Below are 11304 nucleotides of genomic sequence, written 5' to 3'. Positions count from 1 at the left end.
GCTCCCTACCCTCGGCTGACCTCCCACTGACTCCGACGGCGATCGTAACCGGGGACGGACCGGACTCCCGTGCTGGCGCGTGCGACTCCCCGGGACTATGTCGCCGTCCGGACCCACCCGCGGATGCCGCGTGGGGGGCATGTACTGTTCTCCCTCGCCAGGGCAAGTGGCGGAATGGCAGACGCGCACGGTTCAGGTCCGTGTGTCCGAGAGGACGTGGGGGTTCAACTCCCCCCTTGCCCACCAGCACGAGAGGCCCCACCCGAGTCCGGGTGGGGCCTCTCGTCGTTGCTGGGCCGGTACGGGCGGCTCAGCCGCGGGACAGCGCGCCCCGGGTGCTCACGGTGCGGGCCACGAGCGCGGCGCCCCACGGGCCGACGACCCACACCGGCCACGGGTACTGCCAGTCGCCGGTGCCCAGCACGCTGGCCAGGTAGACCGTGACGACGATGCAGGCGACGGTGAGCCAGGCCCGCCAGGCGCGGCCCAGGTCCTGACCTCCCGCGGCGCAGCCGGCCGGCGCCGGGGTGGGCGCGGGGACCGGGGCGGGCAGGTCGCCGGTCAGCGGGGCCAGGTCGCCCAGGGTGCGGGCGCCGTAGGCGGCGGCGAGCCGGTCGTCGTACTCGGCCACCGTCAGCCGTCCGTCGCGCAGGGCCTCGCCCAGCAGCTCGGCGACCGCGGCCCGGTCGGTGTCGGCGGCGCGGAGCTCGGGCTGGGTCACGGTGGCCTCCTGGATCGGCATGCCCCGAGTCTTCGCCCCGGGCCCCGCCCGGCACCACTGACGCATGTCACCGATGTGGGCTCCCGGCCGTCACCGGGTAGCGCAGGCGCATGAGCGACCGCGACACCGCCGCCCGGGTTCTGGACGAGCACGGCACGTCCTACGCCGCCGATGCCGGCATCACACTGGCCGACACCCCCGCCCCGCTGTTCCAGCTGCTGGTCCTCGCCGAGCTGCTCTCGGCCCGGATCTCGGCCGACATCGCCGTCGCCGCGACCCGGGAGCTGCTCGCCGCCGGTGAGACGACCCCGGCGCACACCCTGGAGGCCAGCTGGCAGGACCGCGTCGACGCCCTGGGCCGGGGGCACTACCGCCGCTACGACGAGCGCACCGCCCGCCAGCTCGGCGACCTCGCGGCCCAGGTCCGGGACCGCTGGCAGGGTGACCTGCGCCGGCTGGCCACCGAGGCCGACGGGGACGTCGGTCGCGCCGCGGAGCTGCTGCAGGACTTCCCCGGCATCGGCCCGACCGGGGCCGCGGTGTTCCTCCGGGAGGTGCAGGCGGTGTGGCCGTGGGTCCGCCCGTACCTGGACGACCGGGCCCTGCGCGGCGCCGACCGGGTGGGCCTGCCGGGGGACGCGGCAGCCCTGGCCGACCTCGTCGACGGCGACGACCTGGCCCGGTTCGCGGCCGCCCTCGTCCGGGTCTCGCTGCTGCCGGCCTCGGCCGACCCGCTGGCGCGCTGACCACGGGGTCGCTGGTCGGTCGGCCACGTGGTGAGCTGACCGCATGCCGCTGGACCCGCACTTCCCGCCCTTCCTGGCCCGGCTGACCGAGGCCGGCTGGACCCCGCTGGTCACCGGCGACGCCGTCGCCGACCGGGACCGGTACCGCCGGCTGTCGCTGGTCCGCCGGGGCGAGGGGTACCGGCCCGAGCCGGTGGCCGACGTCGAGGACCGCACGATCGAGGGCCCGGCCGGCGACCTGGCGGTCCGGGTCTACCGGTCCGGGCTGGGCCGGGTGCAGGGCGGTCGGACGCCAGGGGCCGCCCGCCCGGTCGTCGTCTGGCTGCACGGCGGTGGCTGGGCGGTCGGCGACCTGGACACCCACGACCCGGTGTGCCGGGCGGTGGCCAACCGGCTGGGCGCCACCGTCGTCGCGGTGGACTACCGGCTGGCCCCCGAGCACCCCCACCCCGCCCCGCTGGAGGACGCGATGGCCGCGCTCCGGTGGGCCGCGCGCCGCTGGCCGACCGCCCCGCTGGTCGTCGCCGGGGACAGCGCCGGTGCCGCGCTCGCCGCCGGCTGTGCGATCCGGGCCCGGGACGAGGACGGCCCGGTGCTGGCCGCCCAGCTGCTCGCCTACCCCTGCCTGGACCCCTCGCAGTCGATGCCCTCGGTGGCCGAGAACGGCACCGACCTGTTCCTCGAGGCCTCGGACATGGCGACCTTCTACGACTGGTACGTCCCCGGCGACCTGGCCCGGGACCCGCTGGTCGCGCCGCTGGGCAGCGACCTGACCGGGCTGCCGCCGGCCGTCGTCGCCACCGCGGAGTTCGACCCGCTGCGCGACGAGGGCGACACCTACGCCGTCGAGCTGGCCGCGGCCGGGGTGCCCGTCGTGCACCTGCCCGGGCCCGGCCTGGTGCACGGGTACTTCGGGCTGACCGAGGTCGCGCCGTCGGCCGCCGTCCGCCGGGCCGAGGTGCTCGACGTGCTCGCCGACCTGCTGGGCACCCCCGGCGGCAGCCCGGACGGCGAGGCGTGGCCGACGACGGAGCCCCTGGGCGCCTGGCTGGAGCGCGGCGCCGCGCGGGTGGCCGTGGACCTGCGCGGCGGTGGGCTGCGCCGCCTGGCCGTCGGCGACTGGGACGTGCTGGACGGCTACCCGACCGGCGTGGTCCCCAAGGGCCGCCGGGGCGGACTGCTGCTGCCCTGGCCCAACCGGCTGCGCGAGGGGCGCTGGAGCTGGGAGGGCGCGGACCTGCAGCTGGACACCGCCGGCCCCGGGGGGCACGCCATGCACGGGCTGCTGTCCTGGCAGCCGTTCACCGTGCTGGACCGCACCCAGGACTCCGTCACCGTCGGCACCGTGCTCGAGCCGCGCTCGGGGTACCCGTTCCGGCTGGCCGTCGCGCTGGACTACCGGCTGGACCCGGGCCGGCTGTCGGTCACCGTCCGGGTGCGCAACGCCGGCACCCACCCGGCGCCGTTCGGGGTCGGCATGCACCCCTACCTGCACGTCGGCGCGCAGGCCGACGGCGACGTCGGGCTGGCGGAGCTGCACGTGCCGGCGACCACGGCGCTGGACGTCGACGGCGGCCTGCCCACCGGCGGGCGCACCCCCTTCGACGGCGCGGTCGGCGTCATCGGCGACCGGGAGCTGGACGACCCGCTCACCGACCTGGTGCGCGACGAGGACGGCTGGGCCCGGGTCCGGCTGGCCGGCCCGGCGGGGTCGCTGGAGCTCGCCGTCGACGAGCAGTGGCCGTGGCTGCAGGTCTACAGCGGCGACACCCTGCCCGAGGGGCAGCGCCGTCGCAGCCTGGCCGTCGAGCCGATGACGTGCCCGCCCAACGCGCTCGCCGACGACGCCGACCTGGTGGTGCTGGCGCCGGAGGAGACCTGGTCGGGCAGCTGGACGCTGTCCTGGACGCCAGCGGCGGGCTAGCCCCGGCGGGCCAGCTCGCGCAGCCGTTCGAAGACCCGGGCGCGCAGCTGGTCCTGCTCCCGTTCGCTCAGGTCGGTGAAGACGACGGAGGCCTCCAGCCAGCCGTCGCCGCCGCGGAAGGCCCGGCGGACGTCGGCGGTGCCGGTGACCCAGCGGCCCATCGTCAGCTCGACGGTGGCGGTCACCGTGTCGCCTGTGTCCGGCCAGTCGGTGGTGACCGGCCAGCGGCCCCGCAGCCCGGTCTCGCTGAGGTCCAAGGACGTGCCGCGCAGGACCTGGTCGCCGTCGGCCAATTCGGTGGGCAGGGACAGCGGGGCGCGCACGGCGCCGCGCCGCTGGGCGCTGCGGGAGGGGCCGCGGAAGGCCAGCCGCCAGGTGGGCTCGGCGCCCAGGTCGACGGCGAGCAGCTCGGCGGTGCGGGCGCGCGGGGTGTCCCGGTCCAGCCAGACCAGCTCCAGCTGGTCGCCCACCGGCACCCGGACCCGTCGCCCGCCCCGGTCCTGGGCGACGGTGACGACCAGGTCGGGGCCCGCCGTCCCGCCGTCGGGCACGAAGGAGACCAGCAGGTCCTCCCGGTCGGGCAGTCGTACGTCGACGACGCTGCGCTCCTCGGGGTGGTCCTCGCCGGGCACGCCGTCGGCCATCGGGTCGCTCCTGGGCTGTCGGGCCGTCCCCGGGTGGGACGACGACCGGCACAGGCTGGCAGCCCGACGGGGCTGACGGCGGCCGCCTCGCCGCGCCACACTGTCCCGGTGCGCGTCCTGGAGCTGTGGCGGTACCCGGTGAAGTCCCTGCAGGGGGAGCGGTTGACCGCGGCCGACGTCGGTCCGGAGGGCATCGAGGGCGACCGCGCCTGGGCGCTGTTCGACACCGGGACCGGGTTCGGGCTGACCGCGCGGCGGGTGCCCGACCTGCTGTTCGCCTCCGCACGCACCACCGGTGGGCGGCCGGAGGTGGTGCTGCCCGACGGCACGGTCACCGACGACGACGCCGTCCTGTCCGACTGGGTGGGGCGCCCGGTGCAGCTGCGCCCGGCCGCCTTCGAGGGGGAGCGGCACTACGAGAACCCCGCCGACCTGGAGACGGAGTCCCGCTGGGACCCCTTCCGGGGGGCCGACGGCGCGTTCCACGACAACGCGACGGCGCGGGTGACGCTGCTGTCCACCGGCTCGACCGGGAGCTGGGCCCCGCGCCGGTTCCGGGCCAACGTGCTCCTCGACGGTGCCGGGGAGGACGCCCTGGTCGGCACCCGCGTGCGACTCGGCGGCGCCGTGCTCGACGTGCTGGACCCGGTGCCGCGCTGCGTCATGACGACGCGGCCCCAGCCCGGCGGGATCGGCCGGGACACCGGCGTCCTGAAGACCATCCACCGCACGCACGAGGGCACGCTGTCCGTCGGGGCGATGCCGGTGACCGGCGGGCGGGTCTCCGTGGGCGACGAGCTGCGGGGAGACTGAGCCGGTGCAGACCATCGAGCTCCGTGCCGGCGAGGACGTCATCCGGCTCGGCCAGCTGCTCAAGCTGATCGACGCCGTGCCCTCCGGCGCGCAGGTCAAGGACGTGCTGACCAGCGGGGACATCACGGTCAACGGCGAGCCCGAAGAGCGCCGGGGCCGCCAGCTGCGCCGCGGGGACGTCGTGGGCGTCGAGGGCCTGGACTCCTTCCGCATCGCCTAGCGACCCCGTCGACGCCCACCCCGAGGGGGTCGGGCGGGGGTCGTGCGGCCCTGCGGGCCGATCAGGTCCCTAGCGGGGCTGTGGAAGGACCCCGTCGCCCCCCACGGCACGCTCCGCGCGCCGCGGGGCCCTGCGACGGGGCCGATCAGGTCCCTAGCGGGGCTGACAGATGGGGCACCACCAGACTTTGCGGGTGCCCATCTCGGCGACCTGGATGGGCGTCCCGCAGCGCAGGCAGGGCTCACCCTCCCGGCGGAAGACGTAGAACGCGTCGTCCCGGCTGACGTGGCCGTCGGTCTCGGGGCGGTCGGCCGGGTCGGTGGTGATCTCCGCGCCGCCGCGTTCCACGGCGGCCTCCATCACCCGGCGCAGCTGCGCCCACATGGTCGTGAACTCGTCCTCGGTGACGTCGACGCCCGGGCGGTGCGGGTCGACGCCGGCCAGGAAGGGCACCTCGGCCCGCCAGATGAGGCCGGCGCCGGCGGTCACCGCCTGGTCCAGCAGCAGCCCGCCGATCGGCTTCCGGGACTTCCGCACCTTCGCCCAGGCGAGGCCGGGGTCGGCGTCCTCGCGCAGGGGGTCGGGACCGAGCTTGGCGACGGCGCGGTCCAGGCCCTCCTCGTCGACGAGGGTGCAGGTGATCGCGCCGCGCAGCTCGGCGCTGCGCTCGGCGTCCCCACGGCCCGAGCGCAGCCGGAGCCGGACGTTGCTGGAGTCGGCGTTGACCACCGGGCGGCCGGAGAGCTGCCGGTGGTCGGCGTCCCACCAGGTCCAGCCGCCGATCAGGCCCAGGTGCACGTGCAGGTACTGCGGGGAGTCCCCGGAGAACCGCAGGAACAGGTTCTTGCCCCAGGCCTCGGTGCTGCGCAGGGTGCGGCCGTCCAGCGCGGCGGCGCCCTCGGCGAAACGGCCCTGCGGGCTGTCGGTGTGCACCACGTGGCCACCCATCGCCTCGTCGAACCGGCGGGCGTCGACGTGGATCATGTGTCCTTCGGGCATGGGGCCTGTCTACCTGCCTGCGCGGTGGCACCCGGCGCCGCGGTCTGCCAGTCTCCGTCTACACGGAATTCCGGATGGACGGAGAACCTGGTGCACCGACGACTGCTCACCACCCTGCCCGCCGGCCTGCTGACGGCCGGGCTCCTGGCCGGCTGCGCGGGGGAGCGACCCGCCCCGGCCGCCGCGACCAGCTCCGCGGGCTGCGCCACCCCGGCCACCCCGGCCGCCGCGGACACCTCCACCCCCGAGGGCTTCCTCGGCTGGATGGCCGAACACCCGGACGACGTCTCCCTCGTGCTCGGCGAGGACACCCACCTCCCCGACGAGCAGCGCCCGCTCGCCTCGGCCCGCAAGGTCGTGCACCTGGCCGCCTGGGCCGCCGCGGTCCAGGACGGCCGGCTGGCCGCGGACCGGACCGTCCCGGTCGGGGAGTGGGAGCGCTGGTACCTCCCGGGCACCGACGGCGGCGCGCACCCGGCAGCACTGGCCCGGCTGGGGATCCCGACCGACGGCCTCCGGGCCACCGACCCCGCGACGCCGGTGCTGCTGTCCGACGTCGTCTCCGCGATGGTCCAGGAGAGCGACAACGCCGCCCCCGACCTGCTGCGCGAGCTGCTGGGCCCCGACGCGCTGGCGGCCACCGCAGCCGACCTCGGCTGGGAGGACGCCCCCACCGGCACGCTGCTGGGCGACGTGCTGACCCTGGTCGACCCCGACGTGACCGACCCCGACCAGGCCGCCCAGGACTACGCCGACGACCCGGCCGAGGCCACCCGCCTGCAGGCCCTGCCGCTGCCGGACGCCGCCACGCAGGCGGCCTGGGCAGCGACGACGTCGGCCGGCAGCGCCGCCGGGCTCGCCGCGCTGCACCGGGCCCTCAGCGCCGGCGAGCTGCCCGCGGCACGGGACCAGCTGGAGTGGCAGGACCCGCCGCCCGGGTACGCCGGCCTGGGGTTCAAGGGCGGGTCCTTCCTGGGCGTGCTCACCGAGGCGGTCGCGCTGCGCACCGAGGACGGCGACGTCACCGTCGGCGTGCTGCTCGTCGAGGGCCTCACCGCCGAGGAGACGACGGTCGCGCTCACCTCCGGGCTGCCCCAGCAGCAGGTGCTGCTGGCCGCGATGACCGACCCGGACGCCGCGGCTGCGCTGGACTGCGTGCTGGGCTGAGCCCCGGGTGTGACGATCAGCGGGTGAGCGAGGACGTGGGTGAGCGGCTGGCTGCCCTGGAGGCCCGGGTCGCCGCGCTCGAGGGCCGTCCACCGGACGAGCCGGCCGGTGCGGCCGGCACGGTCTCCTACAGCGGGCAGGTCCGGCTGCACGGCGAGGTCTCCTGGGACATCGCCTACGACGCGGCCGCGGTCCTGGACCTCCCGCCGGCCGCCGGCGTGCGGGTGCTCGCCGCGCTGGGGCACACCGTCCGGCTGGAGCTGGTGCGCCGGTTGCTGCACGGGCCGGCCACGGTCGCCGAGCTGGTCGAGGCGGTGGGCGGGTCGTCGTCCGGGCAGGTCTACCACCACCTCGCGACGCTCACCGCCGCCGGCGTGGTCGAGGCCGACGGGCGCGGCCGGCACCGGGTCCCGGCCACCGGTGTCGTCCCCGTGCTGGTGACGCTCCTGGCTGCTGCCGACCTCGGTGGCAGCCTGCGCTGACCGGCTCGTTCCACGTGGAACCGCGCGCTGTGCCACGGTGGCGCCGTGGCTCGCGTGCTGAAGGTGTCCGGTCCGCTCGACTTCGCCGCGATCAGGGCGGAGGCCGGGGTCCCCGAGGAGTTCCCGGCCGACGTGCTGGCCGAGGCCGACCGGGTGGCGGCCGACCCGCCGCTGCCCGAGCACGACGCCACCGACCTGCCGCTGGTCACCATCGACCCGCCCGGCGCGCGCGACCTGGACCAGGCCGTGCACCTGGCCCGCACCGACGGCGGCTACCGGGTCTCCTACGCGATCGCCGACGTCGGCGCCTTCGTCCCGCTGGGCAGCGCGATGGACGCCGAGGCCCGTCGCCGTGGCCAGACCGTCTACTGCCCCGACGGCCGGACGCCGCTGCACCCGCCGCAGCTGTCCGAGGGCGCGGCAAGCCTGCTGCCCGGCGAGCTCCGGCCGGCTGCGCTGTGGACCATCGACCTGGACACCGAGGGCGAGGTCACCGCGGTCGACCTGCGCCGGGCCCGGGTCCGCAGCCGGGCCCAGCTGGACTACGAGTCGGTGGGCGCCGACGTGCCGCCGGAGCTGGAGCTGCTGCCCGAGATCGGCCGCCTGCTGCAGGCCCGGGCCCGCGACCGCGGCGCGATCGAGCTGGGTACGCCGTCCCAGGAGGTCGAGGCCGGCCCGGACGGCGGGTGGACCGTCGTGTTCCGCGGCCAGTCCGACGTCGAGGGCTGGAACGCGCAGATCTCGCTGCTCACCGGACGCTGCGCGGCCCGGCTGATGCTCGACGGCGGGGTCGGCGTGCTGCGCACCCTGCCGCCGCCGGACCCGGGCGCGGTGACGGCGCTGCGCCGGCTGGCCCCCGGCCTGGGCGTCGACTGGCCCGCGGGCGCCACCCCCGGTGAGGTCATCGGCGGGCTGGACCCGGCCCAACCCCGGCAGGCCGCGTTCCTGGACGCCGCTGCCTCACTGCTGCGCGGCGCGGCCTACACGGCCTTCGACGGCACCCCGCCCGCTCAGCCCGGGCACGGCGGCGTCGGTGGTGAGTACGCGCACGTGACCGCCCCGCTGCGTCGGCTGGTCGACAGGTTCGGCACCGAGGTGTGCCTGGCGCTGGCCGCCGGCGAGCAGCCCTCGGCGGAGCTGCGGGCCGCACTGCCCGCGCTGCCCGCGCTGATGGCCGCCTCGGACCGGCGCACCCACGAGGTGGAGCGCGCCGTCGTCGACCTGGTGGAGGCCACCCTGCTGGCCGGCCGGGTCGGGGAGGTCTTCGACGCGGTCGTGCTGGACGCGGAGGAGAAGCGGTCCACCGTGGTGCTCACCGACCTCGCCGTCCAAGCGCGGTGCGACGGGCGGCTGACCCCGGGTGCCGAGGTCCGGGTGCGGCTGACCGTCGCCGACCCGGGGACCCGGGCGGTCCGCTTCGAGCGGGCGTGAGCGCGTCGTTCACCGACTACCGGGGCGATCCCATCGCCGCCGGCGACCGGGTGCGGATCGTCCCGACCCGCACCCGCCGGGGCGTGCCGGCCTACCTCGGCGGTGAGGTCGGCGTGATCGCCTCCCTCGGCCGGAGCAAGGTCACCGTCGTGCTGGACCGCTACCCCGACCGGCCCTGGGTGGTGCCACCGGACGTGCTGGTGGCCGTGCGGTGAGGGAGGCTCGGGCCATGAGCACCCCGCACCTCGCCCAGCGGCTGCAGGGCTTCGGGACGACGGTCTTCGCCGAGATGAGCGCGCTCGCCGTCGCCACCGGGTCGGTCAACCTGGGCCAGGGCTTCCCGGACACCCCGGGCCCCACCGAGGTGCTCGACGTCGCCCGGGCCGCGATCGGGACCCAGCTGGACCAGTACCCGCCCGGCCCCGGCCTGCCGGTGCTGCGCGAGGCGGTGGCGGCGCACGTGCAGCGCTTCCGCGGGCTGTCCTACGACCCGGACACCGAGGTGCTGGTGACCGCCGGGGCGACCGAGGCGCTGGCCGGGGCGCTGCTGGGGTTGCTGGACCCCGGCGACGAGGTGGTCGTCTTCGAGCCGCTGTACGACTCCTACGCGGCCGGCATCGCGATGGCCGGCGGCGTCGTCCGCCCGGTGCCGCTGCACCCGCCGACGGGGGACGGCGTCAGCACCGACCCGTGGGTCTTCGACGAGGCCGACCTGCGCGCCGCCGTCGGCCCGCGCACCACGCTGGTGCTGCTGAACTCCCCGCACAACCCGACCGGCAAGGTCTTCTCCCGCGCCGAACTGGAGCTGGTGGCCGAGCTCGCCCACGAGCACGACCTGCTGGTGCTCACCGACGAGGTCTACGAGCACCTGGTCTTCTCCGGCGCCGAACACGTCTCGCTGGCCGAGCTGCCCGGCATGCGCGAGCGCACCCTGGTGGTCTCCAGCGGCGGCAAGACCTTCTCCACCACCGGCTGGAAGATCGGCTGGGTCTGCGGCCCGGCCGAGCTCGTCACCTGCGTCCGGACGGCGAAGCAGTTCCTCACCTACGTCAACGGCGGGCCGTTCCAGCCGGCGATCGCCGTCGGGCTGGGGCTGCCCGACGCGTACTTCCACGCGCTGGCCGCGGACCTGGAGCGCAAGCGGGACCTGCTGGTCGCCGGGCTGACCGCTGCCGGGCTGCCGGTGGTCCGCCCGCAGGCCACCTACTTCGCCACCGTCCGGGTCCCCGGGGACGGGCTGGCGTTCTGCCGGGAGCTGCCGCACCGGGTGGGCGTCGTCGCCGTCCCCAGCTCGGCGTTCTACACACCCGAGCACGCGGACCTGGGCCGGCACCTGGTCCGGTTCGCGTTCTGCAAGCGCGACGAGGTGCTCACCGAGGCCGTGGGGAGGCTGACCGCGTGAGGATCGCCGTCGTCCAGCACGACATCGCCTGGGAGGACCGGGCCGCCAACCACGCCCGGCTGGCCGACCACGTCGCGCGAGCGGCCGCTGCAGGCGGCCAGCTGGTGCTGCTCAGCGAGACCTTCTCCACCGGGTTCTCCATGACCGAGGGCATCGGCGAACCCGAGGGCGGCTCGTCGGCGCAGTGGCTCACCGCGCAGGCGCAGCAGCACAGCGTGTGGGTCGGCGGCTCGTGCGCCGAGGTCGCGGCCGACGACCCGCGGCCCTACAACTCCTTCGTGCTGGCCGGGCCCGACGGCACCGTGCACCGGTACCGGAAGCTGCACCCGTTCACCCACGCCGGTGAGCACGAGCGCTTCCGGGCGGGCTCCGCGCCGGTGACCGTGCAGGTCGGGGACCTGCGGGTGAGCCTCTTCGTCTGCTACGACCTGCGCTTCGCCGACGAGTTCTGGGCCCTCGCCCCGGACACCGACGTCTACCTGGTCCCCGCCAACTGGCCCGCGGCGCGGCGGCTGCACTGGCAGACCCTGCTGCAGGCCCGGGCCATCGAGAACCAGGCCTACGTCGTGGGCTGCAACCGGGTGGGCACCGCCGGCGACGGCACCGAGCACGTGGGGGACAGCCGGATCGTCAGCCCGCTGGGCGAGCTGCTGGCCACGGCGGCGGGGGGCGAGACGATCCTGCTCGCCGACGTCGACCCCGCCGAGGTCGCCCGCGTCCGGGCCCGGTTCCCCTTCCAGGCCGACCGCCGCTGA

13 protein-coding genes and 1 tRNA gene are annotated in these 11304 nt (G+C 76.4%); 11 read left to right on the top strand and 3 right to left on the bottom strand.

The features are described 5' to 3' along the window. Positions 1 to 160: 160 nt before the first annotated feature. Positions 161 to 246: transfer RNA gene (locus AC0IVP_RS10995), tRNA-Leu, on the top strand. Between the two features lie 64 nt (positions 247 to 310). Here the strand turns inward: AC0IVP_RS10995 and AC0IVP_RS10990 are convergent. Next, positions 311 to 742, bottom strand: a complete 432-nt coding sequence (locus tag AC0IVP_RS10990) for a DUF1707 SHOCT-like domain-containing protein (RefSeq protein WP_235564815.1) — start codon at positions 740 to 742, stop codon at positions 311 to 313. Between the two features lie 89 nt (positions 743 to 831). Between AC0IVP_RS10990 and AC0IVP_RS10985 the strand changes: the two genes are divergently transcribed. Beyond that, positions 832 to 1467 (top strand): HhH-GDP family DNA glycosylase, encoded by a 636-nt coding sequence (locus AC0IVP_RS10985; protein WP_471756566.1) that lies wholly within the window; start codon positions 832 to 834, stop codon positions 1465 to 1467. Positions 1468 to 1510: 43 nt separating this feature from the next. Continuing rightward, positions 1511 to 3391 carry an aldose epimerase family protein gene (locus AC0IVP_RS10980; protein ID WP_200938948.1) on the top strand — a complete coding sequence of 627 codons (1881 nt, stop codon included), beginning with the start codon at positions 1511 to 1513 and terminating at the stop codon, positions 3389 to 3391. Here AC0IVP_RS10980 and AC0IVP_RS10975 read toward each other — a convergent pair. Next, positions 3388 to 4035: a PilZ domain-containing protein gene (locus AC0IVP_RS10975; protein ID WP_471756564.1), complete on the bottom strand. Its 648-nt coding sequence runs from the start codon at positions 4033 to 4035 to the stop codon at positions 3388 to 3390. The two genes, AC0IVP_RS10980 and AC0IVP_RS10975, sit on opposite strands and share 4 nt — an antisense overlap. A 108-nt stretch (positions 4036 to 4143) precedes the next feature. On the opposite strand from AC0IVP_RS10975, the gene AC0IVP_RS10970 reads away from it, so the two are divergent. Both AC0IVP_RS10970 and AC0IVP_RS10965 read left to right on the top strand, forming a co-directional pair. Further along, complete coding sequence (locus AC0IVP_RS10970; RefSeq protein ID WP_471756562.1) at positions 4144 to 4848, top strand: MOSC domain-containing protein; 705 nt, start codon at positions 4144 to 4146, stop codon at positions 4846 to 4848. A 4-nt stretch (positions 4849 to 4852) separates the two neighbouring features. Continuing rightward, on the top strand, positions 4853 to 5068 hold the full coding sequence (locus AC0IVP_RS10965; protein ID WP_056296229.1) for an RNA-binding S4 domain-containing protein: 216 nt from the start codon (positions 4853 to 4855) through the stop codon (positions 5066 to 5068). Positions 5069 to 5221: 153 nt separating this feature from the next. Here AC0IVP_RS10965 and AC0IVP_RS10960 read toward each other — a convergent pair whose 3' ends face one another. After that, complete coding sequence (locus tag AC0IVP_RS10960; RefSeq protein ID WP_471756560.1) at positions 5222 to 6067, bottom strand: Fpg/Nei family DNA glycosylase; 846 nt, start codon at positions 6065 to 6067, stop codon at positions 5222 to 5224. Between the two features lie 90 nt (positions 6068 to 6157). On the opposite strand from AC0IVP_RS10960, the gene AC0IVP_RS10955 reads away from it, so the two are divergent. The 6 genes from AC0IVP_RS10955 to AC0IVP_RS10930 are packed head-to-tail and all read left to right on the top strand — an operon-like array spanning position 6158 to position 11304. After that, on the top strand, positions 6158 to 7234 hold the full coding sequence (locus AC0IVP_RS10955; RefSeq protein ID WP_471756558.1) for a serine hydrolase: 1077 nt from the start codon (positions 6158 to 6160) through the stop codon (positions 7232 to 7234). A gap of 23 nt (positions 7235 to 7257) precedes the next feature. After that, on the top strand, positions 7258 to 7716 hold the full coding sequence (locus AC0IVP_RS10950) for an ArsR/SmtB family transcription factor (RefSeq protein WP_056296237.1): 459 nt from the start codon (positions 7258 to 7260) through the stop codon (positions 7714 to 7716). A gap of 45 nt (positions 7717 to 7761) precedes the next feature. Beyond that, positions 7762 to 9147: an RNB domain-containing ribonuclease gene (locus AC0IVP_RS10945; protein ID WP_471756556.1), complete on the top strand. Its 1386-nt coding sequence runs from the start codon at positions 7762 to 7764 to the stop codon at positions 9145 to 9147. Continuing rightward, entirely contained in the window at positions 9144 to 9362 is a 219-nt protein-coding gene (locus tag AC0IVP_RS10940; protein WP_056296245.1) for a hypothetical protein, read from the top strand. The genes AC0IVP_RS10945 and AC0IVP_RS10940 overlap by 4 nt, the downstream gene beginning before the upstream one ends. Positions 9363 to 9376: 14 nt before the next feature. Beyond that, positions 9377 to 10549 (top strand): pyridoxal phosphate-dependent aminotransferase, encoded by a 1173-nt coding sequence (locus AC0IVP_RS10935; RefSeq protein WP_471756554.1) that lies wholly within the window; start codon positions 9377 to 9379, stop codon positions 10547 to 10549. After that, positions 10546 to 11304 carry a nitrilase-related carbon-nitrogen hydrolase gene (locus AC0IVP_RS10930; protein WP_471756552.1) on the top strand — a complete coding sequence of 253 codons (759 nt, stop codon included), beginning with the start codon at positions 10546 to 10548 and terminating at the stop codon, positions 11302 to 11304. Before AC0IVP_RS10935 ends, AC0IVP_RS10930 begins: the two co-directional genes overlap by 4 nt.

Source organism: Klenkia sp. AC732 (genome assembly GCF_979256525.1).
This window is presented reverse-complemented; position numbering and strand designations above follow the sequence as displayed.